Annotated in this window: 17 protein-coding genes; 13 read left to right on the top strand and 4 right to left on the bottom strand. The window is 41.4% G+C overall.

Annotation, left to right across the window (positions count from 1 at the left end):
- Positions 1-197 precede the first annotated feature (197 nt).
- Complete coding sequence (gene ruvB / locus FC093_RS16260; protein ID WP_137262866.1) at positions 198-1,238, bottom strand: Holliday junction branch migration DNA helicase RuvB; 1,041 nt, start codon at positions 1,236-1,238, stop codon at positions 198-200.
- 363 nt (positions 1,239-1,601) lie between these two features.
- Between ruvB and FC093_RS16255 the strand changes: the two genes are divergently transcribed.
- Entirely contained in the window at positions 1,602-2,252 is a 651-nt protein-coding gene (locus tag FC093_RS16255; RefSeq protein ID WP_137262865.1) for an NADPH-dependent F420 reductase, read from the top strand.
- 105 nt (positions 2,253-2,357) lie between these two features.
- On the opposite strand, the gene FC093_RS16250 is transcribed toward FC093_RS16255, so the two are convergent.
- Both FC093_RS16250 and FC093_RS16245 read right to left on the bottom strand, forming a co-directional pair.
- Positions 2,358-3,014: an SGNH/GDSL hydrolase family protein gene (locus FC093_RS16250; RefSeq protein WP_137262864.1), complete on the bottom strand. Its 657-nt coding sequence runs from the start codon at positions 3,012-3,014 to the stop codon at positions 2,358-2,360.
- A gap of 214 nt (positions 3,015-3,228) precedes the next feature.
- On the bottom strand, positions 3,229-4,566 hold the full coding sequence (locus FC093_RS16245; protein ID WP_137262863.1) for a glucoamylase family protein: 1,338 nt from the start codon (positions 4,564-4,566) through the stop codon (positions 3,229-3,231).
- A 70-nt stretch (positions 4,567-4,636) separates the two neighbouring features.
- Between FC093_RS16245 and FC093_RS16240 the strand changes: the two genes are divergently transcribed.
- Positions 4,637-4,954, top strand: a complete 318-nt coding sequence (locus tag FC093_RS16240; protein ID WP_240743334.1) for a DUF4157 domain-containing protein — start codon at positions 4,637-4,639, stop codon at positions 4,952-4,954.
- Here FC093_RS16240 and FC093_RS16235 read toward each other — a convergent pair.
- On the bottom strand, positions 4,947-5,705 hold the full coding sequence (locus FC093_RS16235) for a biotin--[acetyl-CoA-carboxylase] ligase (protein ID WP_240743333.1): 759 nt from the start codon (positions 5,703-5,705) through the stop codon (positions 4,947-4,949). The two genes, FC093_RS16240 and FC093_RS16235, sit on opposite strands and share 8 nt — an antisense overlap.
- A gap of 113 nt (positions 5,706-5,818) precedes the next feature.
- Here FC093_RS16235 and rsfS point away from each other — a divergent pair, with 113 nt between their 5' ends.
- From rsfS to FC093_RS16185, 11 genes are all read left to right on the top strand, one after another.
- The gene (gene rsfS / locus FC093_RS16230; protein ID WP_137262862.1) at positions 5,819-6,223 is read left to right on the top strand and encodes a ribosome silencing factor; all 405 of its coding nucleotides are present in this window, start codon (positions 5,819-5,821) and stop codon (positions 6,221-6,223) included.
- Positions 6,224-6,266: 43 nt separating this feature from the next.
- On the top strand, positions 6,267-8,342 hold the full coding sequence (gene ftsH / locus FC093_RS16225; protein WP_137262861.1) for an ATP-dependent zinc metalloprotease FtsH: 2,076 nt from the start codon (positions 6,267-6,269) through the stop codon (positions 8,340-8,342).
- Entirely contained in the window at positions 8,342-8,974 is a 633-nt protein-coding gene (locus FC093_RS16220; RefSeq protein WP_137262860.1) for a LutC/YkgG family protein, read from the top strand. Before ftsH ends, FC093_RS16220 begins: the two co-directional genes overlap by 1 nt.
- A gap of 75 nt (positions 8,975-9,049) precedes the next feature.
- The gene (locus tag FC093_RS23805) at positions 9,050-9,214 is read left to right on the top strand and encodes a hypothetical protein (protein ID WP_170971119.1); all 165 of its coding nucleotides are present in this window, start codon (positions 9,050-9,052) and stop codon (positions 9,212-9,214) included.
- Between the two features lie 237 nt (positions 9,215-9,451).
- The gene (locus FC093_RS16215) at positions 9,452-10,207 is read left to right on the top strand and encodes a UDP-2,3-diacylglucosamine diphosphatase (protein WP_137262859.1); all 756 of its coding nucleotides are present in this window, start codon (positions 9,452-9,454) and stop codon (positions 10,205-10,207) included.
- A complete protein-coding gene (locus FC093_RS16210; protein ID WP_137262858.1) occupies positions 10,195-11,013 on the top strand; it encodes a hypothetical protein in 819 nt (272 codons plus the stop codon). Before FC093_RS16215 ends, FC093_RS16210 begins: the two co-directional genes overlap by 13 nt.
- Positions 11,014-11,100: 87 nt before the next feature.
- Complete coding sequence (gcvT, locus tag FC093_RS16205) at positions 11,101-12,195, top strand: glycine cleavage system aminomethyltransferase GcvT (RefSeq protein ID WP_137262857.1); 1,095 nt, start codon at positions 11,101-11,103, stop codon at positions 12,193-12,195.
- 4 nt (positions 12,196-12,199) lie between these two features.
- Complete coding sequence (locus tag FC093_RS16200; protein ID WP_137262856.1) at positions 12,200-12,688, top strand: SRPBCC family protein; 489 nt, start codon at positions 12,200-12,202, stop codon at positions 12,686-12,688.
- Entirely contained in the window at positions 12,685-13,074 is a 390-nt protein-coding gene (locus FC093_RS16195) for a septal ring lytic transglycosylase RlpA family protein (protein WP_137262855.1), read from the top strand. The genes FC093_RS16200 and FC093_RS16195 overlap by 4 nt, the downstream gene beginning before the upstream one ends.
- A 39-nt stretch (positions 13,075-13,113) precedes the next feature.
- Complete coding sequence (locus FC093_RS16190) at positions 13,114-14,205, top strand: glycosyltransferase (RefSeq protein WP_240743332.1); 1,092 nt, start codon at positions 13,114-13,116, stop codon at positions 14,203-14,205.
- A 95-nt stretch (positions 14,206-14,300) separates the two neighbouring features.
- Positions 14,301-15,845, top strand: coding sequence for a YifB family Mg chelatase-like AAA ATPase (locus FC093_RS16185; protein ID WP_137262854.1), 1,545 nt, complete (start codon positions 14,301-14,303; stop codon positions 15,843-15,845).
- The last annotated feature ends 461 nt before the right edge of the window (positions 15,846-16,306 follow it).

The following is a 16,306-nucleotide window of genomic DNA, read 5'->3' as shown; positions in this document are numbered from 1 at the left end:
CAGCCAAACTGACTATGACCCGTAAATTTGCCAAAACCTCCTGAATCTGATTCCAATATACAAAGACTAAAATTATTTTATCAGTAAATTCTTTCGATTATTTATTGATCATCTCTATCTGATAGCTTTATCTATTTGCCATTTGCAGCAGGACAATCCTGCTGCATTTTTATAATCCCTACCTGCCATTAACACGTTTAAGCGCCAAACAGCATATTTTGCTGGCTGCCGCCTTTATAGCCGTCTTTCTTTAGGTGCTCATATGCTTTGTATGTTACTTCTCTGCCGCGTGGGGTGCGTTGTATAAATCCTTCCTGTATTAAAAAAGGCTCATACACCTCTTCCAGCGTACCGGGCTCCTCGCCTACTGCGGTGGCAATGGTGGTAATACCTACCGGGCCTCCTTTGAATTTTTCTATAATGGTGCTTAATATGCGGTTGTCCATTTCATCCAGCCCATATTCATCTACATTCAAGGCACGTAAAGCATGTTGGGTAATACCTATATCTATTTGTCCATCGTTGAGTACCTGTGCAAAATCGCGAACACGGCGCAGCAAACCATTAGCGATACGTGGTGTGCCACGACTGCGGCCAGCTATTTCCATAGCTGCTTCAGCCGTAATATTTGTCTGCAAGATGCCGGCACTTCTTATTACAATCTTTTGCAAGGTTTCTGCATTATAATATTGCAGTCTCGATTTGATGCCAAAACGTGATAGTAAAGGCGCCGTAAGCAAGCCGCTGCGGGTAGTAGCACCAATGAGCGTAAACGGCTGCAAGGTAAGCTGAATGCTACGCGCGTTGGGTCCACTATCAATCATGATATCAATCTTATAATCTTCCATTGCGGCATACAAATACTCTTCTACTACGGTACTGAGGCGGTGTATTTCATCAATAAATAACACATCATTTTTCTCCAGGTTTGTAAGTAACCCGGCTAAATCACCCGGCTTTTCTATTACCGGCCCCGATGTTTCCCTGATATTTACACCTAACTCATTCGCCACAATACGGCTAAGCGTGGTTTTGCCCAATCCCGGAGGTCCATGAAATAAAACATGGTCCAGTGCCTCGCCGCGGATTTTGGCTGCTTTTATAAAAATCCGCAGATTTTCTATCAAAGCAGGCTGCCCGCTAAAGTCGTTAATCTCGGTTGGACGTATCGTATTTTCAAACTCCTTTTCTGCCGGAGTGAGTACGTTTTTATCCGTTTGTAAATTAGGATTTGCCATAATTTTTGCTATGTGTAAAGTTACTAAATGTATTAGCAAAAGCAGTACATAAATACTATTTTATGAAATGATTGTAAGTATGCACATAGATGTATCTTTAGCTTATTACAGTTCATAGATTCAGTGCTACTTGTCTTTATTTACCGGGAAAGCGCCCGTAATTTGTAAATAATTGCACATTCTAAGCGCCGCATGGCGCTAAAGACGCCACAGGCTTGCGGAATAATGGCTCCGATTACTAAATTTACGAATTACCGATGTACAAATAAATTACTGCGATTTGTCTAGTAAATAATTTGCTGTTGATAATAAACTCAGGCTCATCTGTATCTACAAGTATTCTTCATTTATAAAACCAATATTATGAAAACAGGAATCATTGGCTCTGCCATTGTTGGACAAACACTGGCAAAAGCATTTGCACAAGAAGGCTACGAGGTAATGCTCGGCACCAGAAACACCTCCAAGCCCGAAGTAGTACAATTTGCAAAAGAGAATTCCAACATTAAGACCGGTACTTTTACAGAAACAGCCGCCTTTGGCGACATACTGGTACTGGCAGTTGGTGGCAATGTAGCCGAAGAAGCCATAAACGAATCCGGTTTGGAAAACGTCAGTAACAAAGTAGTAATTGACGTAACTAACCCAATTGCAAAAGAGGCACCGGTAAATGGCGTGCTGAAATTTTTTACCGACATCAATTTTTCTTTGATGGAAAAACTCCAGCAACTGGCACCGGAGGCAAGGTTTGTAAAAGCGTTTAGCAGTGTGGGAAGTCTATTAATGTACAAGCCCGATTTTGGAGGTACCAAACCTACTATGTTTATTGCCGGCAATAATGATGAAGCCAAAGCCACCGTCACCAACATTTTAGATGCTTTTGGCTGGGAAACTGCCGATATGGGTAAAGCAGAAGCAGCCCGTGCCATTGAGCCACTTTGCATTTTATGGTGCATTCCTGGCTTTACAAAGAACGATTGGGCCGGACATGCCTTTAAGCTGTTGCAGAAATAAGTTTGTGAATGGTGAGTTGTCAATTGTGGATGAGTGAGTTGCAAGTAGAATTGCTCACCTGCAACTCAAAGCAGGCTTGTATATATGCCAGTTTTATTCAACGTTCTACTTCAGTAAATACGGCTGCAATGCTTTTTGCCAGATGGCATAGCCAGCCGGTTTCATGTGCAGCATATCCTCTCTAAACAATTCTTTTCTTGGTTTGCCGGCGTCATTCAGCATGGGCGTAAATACATCTGCAAAGGCGGTATGCGGCTTTGTTTTAAGAAATTGCTGTATTAAAATATTGGCTTGTTTCATCTTTGGCATTAGTTGCTCGCGGCTGGGACTGGGCTTTATAGCCACAAAAACAACGGAAACATTGGGCTGCTTTTGACGAATCATTGTAAATAATGTTTTAAACCGCTCAAATACCGTTTTGGCAGTTACCGTATCGGAAGAAGCCAGGTCGTTGTCGCCACAATAAATGACAATTTGTTTGGGGTGATAAGGAAAAATAATATCCGGTGCATACCGAATTACATCCGGCAGCGTGCTGCCGCCAAAGCCGCGGTTGATAATGGTATAACCGGGAAAGTAACTTTGCACATCATTCCACATACGAAAAGAAGAACTGCCTACAAATAAAATGGCGTTCTTTGGCGGAAAATGCTGCTCATCCTGCTGTTTGAATTGATTAATTTCATCCTGAAAAGGTGCCTGCTGTGCGTACGAAAAGGGAAAGGCTACTAAAGTTAGGAGAAAGAGAAAAAGGTGTTTCATGAATTACTTGTTTTTAATAACTGCAATTGTAAAGTTATAGTTTCGATCAACTAACAGATAATTTTCGCCACCAACAGCCTGCCTGTCAGGCAGGGAACAAGGGTTAATTGCAATTCTGCAGAAAGATATTATGCTGCGTCATCTCCGCTCCTTACCTCTCCGCATTAGAAGAAAACTACCCAATTATACAGTTTATCTATAACTAAAAAAATTATTACCTGCCATTTAAATACGGACTTTCGAAACCCAATTTCTGCAAGCCCATTTGTATTTCCGGAATGTTCATAAACAATTTCCACAGTAAGCCGGTGCGGTAATTTTCTATCATTACAATTTGTGGCCCCTGGTCAATGGCAAGGTAAGATTTTGCATACCAGTCTTTCGTTTCATTAAATGCATCCACAAAGCCATATTCGCCCCAGATCTTATCGCCCAAATCGTAATAAAAATGCTTCAAAGCAGCCATTGAATATTCGGGTGAATAAGGAAAAGAAGACAGTGCTGCTGTTGGTGAGATAGTGCCAAAGTCGTTGGTAGGCGAATGTGCATTGTAGCCATCGTAAGTATCGCTTGCGGTTAAGCCCCAGCAGTTTTCGCCATAGCCCTTAAAATGTTTGGGATTTTCTACGCAATACTTGTAATTGATATGTGTGTGTGCAGTGGTTTGCTGCCAGTAATCGGCATATTGGTCTTTAAGCCCATGCGGGTCTAAGCCCAGATAGGTGTAATGTTCAAAAAACAACGGACCGCCATAATCAAATCCGAGTGGCAGCGTGATGCCATAATATTTCTTGCCATTGATAAAATGATTGCTTTGTGCCCAGCAGTTGGAATATACTTTTCTGTCAATACCATACGTAGGCGAAGAGGCAGCCAAAATATAAGTAATAAGTGTTTCGTTGTAGCCACGCAACTCAAAATTCATAGCCCAGCCATTGTTGGGGCTCCAGTGCCAGTATAACAAGTCCAGTCCGCCACGGGTGTGCCAGTTCCATTCCACTTCGTTCCAAAGCCAGGTAATGCGGCTACGCAATTCGGCTTCCTGCGGATTATTGGCATCGAAATATTGCCGGGCGCACAGCAAGCCTTCAAAGAGGAAAGAAGTCTCTACAAGGTCGCCGCCATCATCTTTTCTGCCAAACGGAATGGTTTTGCCGGTAGCACCATCCAACCAATGCGGGAAAACACCATGATAGGCATTAGCTTTTGCCAAAAACTTCACCGTTTTCAGCAGGTGCTTTACGGCTGTGTCGCGGTCAATCCAATGGCGATTAACTGCTACAATAATAGACATAATTCCAAAGCCGCTGCCACCAGTTGTTACCACTTCATTGCCATAGTCATATGCTACATTACTTCGTTCACGCGCCAGGCCGCTTACCGGATGGGCAAAATCCCAGAAATAGTGGAAGGTTTGTTTTTGTACCAAATCTAACAATGCAGAATCGGACAAATTTTTGAGGCGGTTAGCCGCATTAAAAGCTTCCGGCTTTTTTTGGGCACAAACAGCTATGCAGTTCATTAAGGCAACAAGGATAAGCAACTTTTGCATACAGCACTTTTATAAGTAAATGCAAAAATATGCTCGCCGGCTATTATTATATTGCAATTGTATATTGATTATGAATATTACCATCAAAGAAAACAGTTGGCGGGCGCGAGTAGCGGCGCGGCAGTTGAAGGGGACACAGGCCGCTATTGTTTTCAACAATGTTATTCATTTATGGGGCATTAGTAAAGATGCATTTCTGCAAAACCGCTCCTGGACAAGGCACGAAGTAGCGCATGTGTACCAGTATAAAAAATACGGCTTTATACGGTTTATTTTGTTGTACCTGTTAGAAACCGCACACACCGGATATTACAACAATCGCTTTGAAGCAGAGGCACGAAGTAAAGAAGAGGATCTGAGTATTTTGGAAAACATTCAGTTTATTTAATTACCCATTCCACCTCTCCAAATTCAACTTGTGATAGTGGTGCATCCACTATTTCGAGCTGGCCAAAAGCATTCACTCCTTTTATGGTGCAACTAAATACCGCATTGTTCTTTTTTAGTTTCACCATTTCGCCCTTTTTATACAATGCCGCATTATAATCTTCTAAAATGCTTTCTTTATTCTGCTGCATTTGTTGGTAGCGAATTTGGAGGCATCCGCACAGTATTTTTGCCATAGCAATAACATCATACGTTTTGCCGGTTATTTGCTTTAAGGAAACAGGATTAGAAAGTGAAGGATTAAATGCTGTTTGATTGATATTTACGCCCATTCCGGCAACTGCCCACTGCCAGGTATTGCCACGTATATTGTTTTCTACGAGTATGCCTGCTGCCTTTCTGTCACGCCAATAAATGTCGTTTGGCCATTTAATGGTTGTTTCGTCTCCGGCAAAACTTTTAAAAAAATCGTACACCGCCAAAGCGACCGCTGCACTCAGGTAAAACGAATAGGCTGATATTAAAGGAGATGGCGACAATAAAACAGATAAAATGATATTTTGTCCATCAGCAGCATTCCAGCTTTTACCCCGGCTGCCTTTACCGGCCGTTTGCCGCCATGCAAACCATGCATGACCGTGATTGGCAGTGCCTTGCAGTGCCTGTGCCATGGCATAGTTGTTGGTGCTGTCCACTTCGGCTAATTCTGTGAAAGGATTACCAATACTTAAAGCAGAAATTGAAGAAGGCAAAGAATTACTTATTTTTGCTAAGATAGCTTAATATTACCCGCGCTTGCTTAAAAGGAAGGCAAAATTGTAGCGGAGCATATTAAGAATTGTAAAATTAAAAATTAGATATTTTATTGGCACCATTATCTGTTTTAGATGCACGTCCAAAGCGTAAAGCAGTAAAGCTTACTACTAATTCCCGATTGTATAAAACCATTATTAAAGCCATCCAGGCAAAGAAGGGCGAGCACATTATTTCGCTCGACCTTCGCAAAATACCTGAGGCAGTGGCAGATTTTTTTATCATTTGCCAGGCCACCAGCAGTACCCAGGTAAAAGCCATCAGCGATTATGTGGAGGAGCAGGTAAAGAAAGAATGTGGCGAAAACCCTTACAAGCAGGAAGGCTATCAGGCATTGCAATGGGTACTTATTGATTATGTAAATATTGTAGTCCACATTATGCAGCCGGATACCCGTAAGTTTTACAAGCTCGAAGACATGTGGAGCGATGCAGTAGTAAAAGGCCACGAAGAATAAACGTACAATACAATCATTATAAATTTTTTGCGGAAACAAAAACATGGCACAACAAGAAGATAAAAATAACCGTCCCGATTTGTATGACAGGAACGGTAATGGTGGGGATGACCGGAATCTTAAAAAAGGACCGCGTTTAAATATCTACTGGCTATATGCAATCATTGCTGCTATTATACTCGGCTATAGCTTACTAAAAGAAAACGGCCCCGACTTAAAGCCTATCACCATGCAGGAGTTTCAGCAGGATATGCTGTTGCAGGGTGATGTAAAACAAATTTATCTCATAAGAAATAAAGATGAGGTAAGGGTGTTTATAAAACCAGACAGCCTGCGTAAGCCCTATTATGCAAGTAAATGGAGCGGACAAATTCCTGATGCATCCAAAGCAGCTAACCCGCTGTTTGAATTTAAAGTAACCGACTGGGAAAGCTTTAACAATGCGATGAATGATTTTTATAAAAGTCATCCTAACGTAGAGCAGGTACCGCAGCCGGTGGATGATGAAATACAATGGTTTGGGCCATTGGCTAATTTCATGTTTACTTTCTTGCTTATTGCAGGTTTATGGATTTTGCTGATGCGCAAAGTTGGTGGGCCAGCAGGTGGCGGTCCCGGCGGCATTTTCAATATCGGTAAATCCAAAGCACAGCTATTTGAAAAAGGCACAAAAGTAAACATCACGTTTGCCGATGTAGCCGGGCTGGATGAAGCCAAAGTGGAAGTAATGGAAATTGTTGATTTCCTTAAAAACCCTAAAAAATACACGGCTTTAGGTGGTAAAATACCCAAAGGTGCACTATTGGTTGGACCTCCCGGTACGGGTAAAACCTTGCTGGCAAAAGCAATGGCCGGCGAAGCACAAGTGCCTTTCTTTAGCATGAGTGGCTCCGATTTTGTGGAGTTGTTTGTAGGTGTAGGCGCCAGCCGTGTAAGAGACCTGTTTAAGCAAGCCCGCGAAAAAGCTCCTTGCGTTATTTTTATAGATGAAATAGATGCAATTGGTCGTGCCCGCGGAAGAAACGCTATGATGAGTAACGACGAGCGTGAGAATACGTTGAACCAGTTGCTGGTAGAAATGGATGGTTTTGGCGGCGAAAGCGGTATTATCATCTTGGCAGCAACTAACCGTCCCGATGTACTTGATAGCGCCTTGCTCCGCCCCGGCAGGTTCGACAGGCAAATTTCTATTGACCGCCCGGATGTAAAAGGCAGAGAGCAGATTTTTAAAGTGCATCTGAAACCTATCAAAATTTCTCAAACACTGGATATTAATAAACTGGCAGAGCAAACACCTGGCTTCGCCGGCGCTGATATTGCTAATGTGTGTAACGAAGCGGCTTTGATAGCTGCCCGTAAGGGTAAAGATGCGGTGGATATGAGCGATTTTCAGGACGCGATAGACCGTGTGATTGGTGGTTTGGAGAAAAAGAACAAAATCATTTCTCCCGAAGAAAAGGAAATTATTGCTTACCACGAAGCTGGCCATGCTATTTGCGGCTGGTACTTAGAGCATGCTTATCCACTACTGAAAGTAACCATTGTACCACGTGGCACGGCCGCTTTGGGCTATGCGCAGTATACGCCCAAAGAGCAGTATTTATATAATACCGACCAGTTGAACGATCAGATTTGTATGACGCTGGGCGGACGTGCAGCAGAGGAAATTTTCTTTGGAAAAATATCTACCGGCGCCTCCAATGATTTGCAGCAGATTACAAAAACTGCCTATTCTATGATTACCGTTTATGGTATGAATGATAAAATTGGCAATATCAGTTATTACGACCCACAGGCAGAAAATACATTTACCAAACCGTTCAGCGAAGAAACCGGTAAAATGATTGATGAGGAAGTGAGAAAAATGATTGATATAGCTTACGAAAGGACAAAAGCGCTGCTGATAGAAAAAAGAGAGCAGTTGGAAAAACTTGCCAAGGAATTGCTTACAAAAGAAGTATTGTTTAAGAGCGATGTAGAAGCATTGATAGGTAAGCGTCCTTACGAAGAGAAAAAGCTACTGGATGTAGATTTGAATGGCAATGAGCACGAAAAAGGTACTATAGACGAAGGTGTACCACCTTATGATAGTAGTTTAAAAGCGCCAAACCTTGCATAATGGATCAACAACAAAGCAGAACAAGTATATTGAACAAAATACGGCAGGCACTGAAGCAATCAGTGCCTGTTCCGTTTCCGCAAACAGACGAAAATAGCAGCGTTTTTACGCCGCCACAGCAGGATATTGAAGTAGAATTTGCCGAAAACTTCACCAAGCTGCAAGGGCGTTTTTCCTTTGCCGGCAGTGTGGACGAAGTAGTGGTGCAATTGCAAACGCTTATCCGGGCGCGCGGCTGGACAGCCATTTACTGTCGCGAAGAAGCGCTCATCAGCACGTTACAGCAGCATGGCTTTGCCCAAACTTTTACTGCTGACCTTGCTAATTGCGATGCGGCTATTACTACCTGTGAGCAGTTGATTGCCCGTGCGGGTAGTATTGTAATGAGTGCCGCACAGCAAAGTGGCCGCACCGTAAGCGTATATGCGCCGGTGCACATTTGCATTGCGTACACCAGTCAGTTGGTGTACGATATTAGTGATGCGTTAAAAAATATTCAGCTTAAATATCCGCAACTGCCGTCGCTTATCACATTGGCAACAGGCCCAAGCCGCACTGCTGATATAGAAAAAACCCTGGTAGTGGGCATACATGGACCGAAAGAAGTATTTTGTTTACTGGTGCAGGAGTAGTTTTTTACCACTGGTATAAAATCTGGCAATGTATTGGTTTGTTATTTTATATTTATACAACAAAACAGCATTGCTATGGACAGAAGAATTGCTGCTCCAAAACGCAGGAAGCTCCGGCTTATTAAGGAATTTGAATACCTCGATTTATTTCCTTACTCCATAGCATTGCTCATGCTTAGTGGAAGCATTTATATATTAAGTGCTTTTGTGGCAATTACACATGCAATGAAGCAGTTTTGATTTATTTTGAATAAAGACACTCCTGATGATTCGCTCTGATTAACCTGATAGAGCAATAAAATGGATCATATGCCCGGCTACAGATCATCTAAAAGTTCCAAACTTTTTGTTCCGCTGTACTCCTCTGTATCACAACTCCGTACCACTGTGGTTCAAATACCTAACTTGATTTAATTTAGCAGCCTTTTACAAATGTTTAGATGAACGATAGTCTCAGCTAAATGGTAATTTTAAAGCATGGATAACCTCCGCACGCATATTTACTTCCTTTCCGACTTTCATTTAGGTACGCCTTCTTACACCGAAAGCCTGCAACGCGAAAAAAAAGTAGTGGCTTTCCTTGAAAGTATCAAAGCAAAGGCAGCCGAAATTTTTATTGTGGGCGATATGTTTGACTTTTGGTTTGAATACAAAACCACCGTTCCCAAAGGCTATGTACGGCTCCTTGGTAAACTTGCAGAACTCACCGATTTAGGCATAAAAATTCATTTTTTTGTAGGCAACCACGATATGTGGATGAGCGGCTATTTTGAGCAGGAATTAAATATTCCCGTTTATTTTCATCCAAAGACTTTTGAACGGAATGGCAAGAAATTTTTCATTGCGCATGGCGATGGTTTAGGTCCTGGCGATCACGGCTATAAGTTTATAAAATCTGTTTTTCGCAATCGCTTTAGCCAATGGCTGTTTGGCGCGGTGCATCCTTCATGGGGCATTGGGCTGGCAAATTATTTCAGCCGGAAAAGCCGTGCAAAAACAGGCTATAAAGACAAGCATTTTTTGGGTGAAGAGGGCGAATGGCTCATTATCTTTTGCAGGCAAATACTGGCAAAAGAGCACTTCGACTTCTTCATTTTTGGTCACCGGCATTATCCTATAGATTATAAGCTGACTGATACCAGCCATTATATTAACTTAGGCGATTGGCTGCATTATTTTACCTACGCTGTATTTGATGGTAGTACTGTAGAATTGAAAGAATGGAAAGATTAATCTTTGCTTTAATACTGTTTACATCGCTGCAATCCTTTGCCGCAGGCGATACGGCTTTGCAGCTACAGTTAATTAAAACTATACCGGGCAATTACAGCAATTTTTATACAGATAATCTGCAAAATATTTACCTCGTTGCTGCTCAAAACAACGGCGTAAAAAAGCTTAATAGCAACGGCGATTCGGTAGCGGTTTTTAATAATGTTACACGCTATGGCAGAATATATTTGCTAGATGTAAGTAACCCTTTGAAAATACTGGTGTACTACAAAGATTTTACAACGGTTGTGCTGCTGGATCGTTTTCTTGCAACGCGTGCCACTATTGATCTGCGCAAGCTGGGCATTACGCAGGTAAAAGCTGTTGCATTGAGCTACGATGGCAACATCTGGCTGTATGATGAAGGTGAAGGAAAGCTGAAGAAGATAGACGAAAACGGCAATGTTTTGATAGCATCTGCCGACTTACGACTGGTATTTGATGATGCATTAAATCCGGAAAAAATTATCGATAATAGTAGCCAATTATACCTATACGATAGCCAATTTGGCTGGCTCATTTTTGACTATTATACTGCTTTTAAAAAGCGGCTGCCTTTTACTAACTGGAAAGATGTAGAAGTGAATGATAAAAAGCTAAGTGGCCGCACTGATAACCATTTTTTGTTTGCTACACAAAACGACATAGACTATCAAACAATGCAAAGCAATATTGCTGTAGCCAACATTCAAAAGGTGAAATGGCAGTCTGGCAAATTATATGTACTTACTAAAGATGGTGTGCATATTTATCAGCAACAACGGTAATATTTTACCAATCGGGTTATACAAAAAGTTTGATATTGCATTGCGGATATAACTATAACCTTCACCAATAAAAATCAGGTAAAAATCATGATAAAGGAAACGCCGTTTATACAAAAACATCTGGCATTGGGTGCTAAAATGGCGCCATTTGCAGGTTATACTATGCCTATTAGTTATACCGGCATCAATGATGAGCATAATGCCGTGCGTAGCAATGCTGGTGTGTTTGATGTAAGCCACATGGGCGAGTTTATTATAAAGGGCAATGGCGTGCTTGAACTTATACAAAGCACTACTACCAACGATGCATCCAAACTAAAAAAAGGTGAAGCGCAATACTCTTGCTTTACCAATCCTGATGGCGGCATTATAGACGACTTAATTGTGTATTGCATAGAAGAAAACGCAGTGTATATGATGGTGGTGAATGCTTCGAATATCGAGAAAGATTTTGCATGGCTGGAGCAGAATAATACTTATAATACCACGCTGCAAAATATTAGCGAAAAAACATGCTTATTGGCTGTGCAAGGCCCTAATGCCACTAAAATATTGCAACCCCTAACTGACATAGATATTATGAACCTGAAGTACTACACGTTTGTAAAAGGCAACTTTGCCGGTGTGGACAATGTGCTCATCAGTGCTACCGGCTATACTGGTTCGGGTGGCGTGGAAATATACTTTGAAGACAAAGAGAACCATGCCGATAAGATATGGGATGCCATCTTTGCCGCAGGTGAGTCGCATGGCATAAAACCCATTGGGTTAGGTGCACGTGACACCTTGCGTTTGGAAATGGGTTATTGTTTATACGGCAACGATATAGACGATACTACAACACCATTGGAAGCAGGTCTTGGCTGGATAACCAAGCTGAATAAGAATGAAGATTTTACTGCTAAAAATATTTTGACGGAGCAAAAAAAAGAAGGCATTAAAAGAAAACTTGTAGGCTTTGAAATGATAGAGCGCGGCATACCAAGAAGCCATTACAACATAAAAGATAAAGAAGGTAATATAATAGGTCATGTAACCAGCGGCACACAAGCACCTTCGCTTAATAAAGCAATTGGATTGGGTTATGTAAATATTAATCATGCGGCATTGGACAGTGAAATTTTTATTGACATCCGCAACAATCCGGTAAAAGCCAGGGTAGTAAAGTTTCCTTTCAGGTAATAGTATGCCTGTCATTCATTTAACTACAATTATTAATGCACCTGCACAACGTGTATTTAATCTAAGCAGAAGCATAGACCTGCATAAAGAGAGCATGGCACATACTAATGAATGTGCAATTGCCGGTAAAACAAACGGCTTAATTGAACAAGGAGAATGGGTAACCTGGGAAGCAAGGCATTTGCTGAAGAAAAGATATTTAACAGTAGCAATCACCCATATGCAACTCTACTCTTTATTCATTGATGAAATGCAAAAAGGTGATTTTAAAATGATGAGGCACGAACATTATTTCGATCAAAAGGCTGAAGAAACAATAATGACAGATGTGTTCAATTTTAAATCTCCTTATGGAGTGATTGGTAATATTGTAGATACTTTTTTCCTTAAATATTATATGAAACAATTGTTGGTAAAGCGCAATGCAACGATTAAAGAATATGCAGAAACAGAAGGCTGGAAATCTGTTTTACCAACACCATTAGATACATGAAAACAGTACATTTATTACTCCTTGTATGCCTGTTGTTTACTGCCTGCAAAACGGTAAAAGAAAATGGCGTTGCTTCTTTTTATGCCGATAAGTTTAATGGCCGCAAAACTGCCAGTGGCGCAGTTTTCAGGCAAAACAAACTAACTGCGGCACACCGCACTTTACCGTTCGGCACAAAGGTGAAAGTAAAAAATCTAAGTAATGGACAAACAGTAAAAGTTGTTATTAACGATCGTGGTCCTTTTGTGCAGGGGCGCACCATAGATTTAAGTAAAAAAGCTGCACAAAAGCTGGGTATTTTACGGCAAGGTGTAGCGCCAGTAATATTGAAATATAAAAAGAAAAAAAGTAAGCCGGCATTATACTATATACTATTGCGTTTTTAGTTGACCAAATTCTATTCTGATTATTAAACCCTTTCTCATTTGCCACGTATTATTTTTACAGTTACCAACGATCTTACTTACGACCAGCGTATGCAACGCATCTGCACATCGCTTGCTAAGCATGGCTTTGAAGTAACACTTGCCGGCAGAAAGCTTAAGAACTCAAAACCAATTATTACACAGCCCTATCGCCAAAGAAGATTGTCCTGTCTTGTCAATAGGTCTATTATATTTTATGCATTCTTCAATATCCGCTTATTTTCCTGGCTGCTAACAGAAAAAGCTGATATTGTATGTGCTATAGATTTAGACACGATACTGGCTTGCTATTTTGCTTCAAAGATAAAAAGATGGAAACGGGTATATGATGCACATGAGCTGTTTACCGAGCAAAAAGAAATCATGTCGAGACCCCTTGTTTATAAGTTGTGGCTGATGTTGGAAAAGTATGCTGTACCTCACTTTCAGCATGGCTATACAGTAAATGATTTTATTGTAAAAGAACTCAACCGTCGCTATGGCGTACACTACATCACCATTAAGAATATGCCCGTAAAAACTGTTTTCCCGGCACTACCATCATCCAAAGAAAATACTATTATTTATCAGGGTGCCGTGAATGAAGGGCGCAGTTTTGAAACGCTGATACCTGCAATGAAATTTGTACAGGCAAAATTGTTGATATGTGGCGATGGCAACTTTTTTGCTCAAACAAAAGCACTTATAGAAGAATACATGGTGGGCAATAAAGTAGAGTTGAAAGGCTTGGTGTCGCCCGATGAACTGAAAAAGATAACACCTACAGCCACCATCGCCATTATGCTTTTTGAGCAAACCGGATTGAACCAATACCATTCACTTGCCAACCGCTTTTTCGATTACATCATGGCAGGCGTTCCCCAGGTGTGCATCAATTATCCCGAGTACAAAGCTATCAACGATATATATGGTGTGGCATACATGATAGAAGACACAAAGCCCGAAACGATTGCAGATGCATTCACCACTTTATTAAACGATAAAGCATTATATCAAAAGCTAAAGGCCAATTGCCTCAAAGCACGGAAAGTATTGAACTGGGAAAGTGAAGAAAAAAAGCTGATAGCGTTTTATAAAAAACTAACTAATTAAAAGTAAATCAATTACACAGTTTATAAATAAGTACTATAATTTATCAGTATATTGCGCGGATTGAGCCCTTACTTAGTATCTGAACGGAACATAACATGCTTGTAAAAACTTTTGGCAGTGCAGTGTACGGCGTAGAAGCCATTACTATAACCATTGAAGTGAATGTAAGTGCAGGACTGCATTATTTTATTGTTGGACTACCTGATAGTGCAGTAAAAGAAAGCCTGCAGCGTATAGAAAGTGCGATTAAGAATAACAACTATTACATGCCGCGCTCCAAATTGGTAGTCAACTTAGCGCCGGCAGATATTAAGAAGAGCGGCTCCGCTTTCGATCTGCCTATTGCAGTGGGCGTACTCGGCGCTACCGAACAAATAGAACAACCAGAGCGTTTAAGCCAGTATGTGATGATGGGCGAGCTGAGTTTAGATGGTGCTATACAACCCATCAAAGGTGCTTTACCCATTGCCATACAAGCCCGCAAAGAAGGTTTTAAAGGATTGATTGTACCTACCGCCAACGCCCGTGAAGCAGGCATGGTCAATAACCTGAAAGTATATGGTGTAAAACATTTGAATGATGTAGTTGAATTTTTCAAAAATGAAAATTCTTTAGAACCAACTGTAGTAAATACCCGCGAAGAATTTTATGACTCGCAATACGAGTTTGATATAGATTTTAATGATGTAAAGGGTCAGGAAAATATAAAGCGGGCATTGGAGATTGCTGCTGCCGGCGGTCATAATGCCATACTGATTGGCCCGCCCGGCGCCGGTAAAACGATGCTGGCAAAACGGTTGCCCACGATTCTTCCGCCGTTGAGTTTGCATGAAGCATTAGAAACCACCAAAATACACAGTGTGGCAGGCAAGTTGCCCGAAGGCAGCTCGCTGGTAAGCAAGCGACCGTTTCGCTCGCCCCACCATACGATTAGTGACGTAGCGCTGGTGGGTGGTGGCAATGTGCCGCAGCCCGGCGAAATATCTTTATCACACAACGGGGTGTTGTTTTTAGATGAATTACCAGAGTTTAAGCGCACGGTTTTGGAGGTGATGCGCCAGCCGATGGAAGAGCGTCGCGTTACGATTTCGCGTGCAAAAGTAGCACTGGATTTTCCAGCCAATTTTATGTTGATTGCTTCTATGAATCCTTGCCCATGTGGATTTTACAACCACCCCGAAAAGGAATGTACCTGCCCGCCCGGCGCTGTACAGAAATATTTAAACAAAGTCTCCGGTCCGCTGCTCGACCGAATTGATTTGCACGTAGAAGTAACGCCGGTTGCTTTTAGTGAACTGAGCAACTCGCAAAGCAAAGGCGAGCCATCATCTGCCATTCGCGAGCGGGTAATCAAAGCGCGGGAAATACAAACAGAACGATACAAAGGCGCTGCCGGCATGTATGCCAATGCACAAATGAGCAGTAAGCAACTGCGCGAAATATGTGTCATCAATCAAGCCGGTGAAACGTTGCTGAAACGTGCAATGGAACGCCTGAACTTAAGTGCCCGTGCTTATGACAGAATCTTAAAAGTAAGCCGCACCATTGCCGACCTTGCCGGCAGTGAAAACATTAAGGTAGAGCACCTGGCAGAAGCCATTCAATATCGAAGTCTGGATAGAGAAGGCTGGGCGGGATAAGTGAACTCCTCTGATGATATAGACATGCTCTTCACTCCACAGCCGCAATGTCCCTTACCTATCCTCATATAAGCTTTAGTACATAATATTGGTGATGGGATATCGGATTTACAATGATTCTTTGACATTTTTAATTAAAATTCCTACTTCATTATTGTATACTGATTCGATGTATAAATAATGCTCTTCCATATTCTTATAAAAATTAATATTAGGTTCAGCTAAAATGCTATCAAATGTTTTACAAATTATTCTTTTTAATTCATTTACATTTAAGATAACTCCATTAGACTGTGAATTTATTAAAAATAGTTGTCCAGATGGATTAGTTGAATGATTGTAAGCGTCCCGTTATTTCGGTCAGTTAGGAGGTAGAGTTTTGTTAGTTCGATTATCACCTACCGCTTTATCCACTAAACGGCTCTCTTCAATTTGAAAGGGATTGCCGTTCGCCGTTTGTG

This window comes from Ilyomonas limi, from assembly GCF_005233845.1.
Classification (GTDB): domain Bacteria; phylum Bacteroidota; class Bacteroidia; order Chitinophagales; family Chitinophagaceae; genus Ilyomonas; species Ilyomonas limi.
This window is presented reverse-complemented; position numbering and strand designations above follow the sequence as displayed.

Excerpts from the sequence above, each read along its gene's own strand:
- FC093_RS16250 (WP_137262864.1), bottom strand. The coding sequence starts at position 3,014 with ATGAAACACCTTTTTCTCTTTCTCCTAACTTTAGTAGCCTTTCCCTTT.
- gcvT (WP_137262857.1), top strand. The coding sequence starts at position 11,101 with ATGATAAAGGAAACGCCGTTTATACAAAAACATCTGGCATTGGGTGCT.
- ruvB (WP_137262866.1), bottom strand. The coding sequence starts at position 1,238 with ATGGCAAATCCTAATTTACAAACGGATAAAAACGTACTCACTCCGGCA.
- FC093_RS16200 (WP_137262856.1), top strand. The coding sequence starts at position 12,200 with ATGCCTGTCATTCATTTAACTACAATTATTAATGCACCTGCACAACGT.
- FC093_RS16185 (WP_137262854.1), top strand. The coding sequence starts at position 14,301 with ATGCTTGTAAAAACTTTTGGCAGTGCAGTGTACGGCGTAGAAGCCATT.
- FC093_RS16220 (WP_137262860.1), top strand. The coding sequence starts at position 8,342 with ATGGATCAACAACAAAGCAGAACAAGTATATTGAACAAAATACGGCAG.
- FC093_RS16195 (WP_137262855.1), top strand. The coding sequence starts at position 12,685 with ATGAAAACAGTACATTTATTACTCCTTGTATGCCTGTTGTTTACTGCC.
- FC093_RS23805 (WP_170971119.1), top strand. The coding sequence starts at position 9,050 with ATGGACAGAAGAATTGCTGCTCCAAAACGCAGGAAGCTCCGGCTTATT.
- FC093_RS16255 (WP_137262865.1), top strand. The coding sequence starts at position 1,602 with ATGAAAACAGGAATCATTGGCTCTGCCATTGTTGGACAAACACTGGCA.
- FC093_RS16210 (WP_137262858.1), top strand. The coding sequence starts at position 10,195 with ATGGAAAGATTAATCTTTGCTTTAATACTGTTTACATCGCTGCAATCC.
- FC093_RS16215 (WP_137262859.1), top strand. The coding sequence starts at position 9,452 with ATGGATAACCTCCGCACGCATATTTACTTCCTTTCCGACTTTCATTTA.
- ftsH (WP_137262861.1), top strand. The coding sequence starts at position 6,267 with ATGGCACAACAAGAAGATAAAAATAACCGTCCCGATTTGTATGACAGG.
- FC093_RS16240 (WP_240743334.1), top strand. The coding sequence starts at position 4,637 with ATGAATATTACCATCAAAGAAAACAGTTGGCGGGCGCGAGTAGCGGCG.
- FC093_RS16245 (WP_137262863.1), bottom strand. The coding sequence starts at position 4,566 with ATGCAAAAGTTGCTTATCCTTGTTGCCTTAATGAACTGCATAGCTGTT.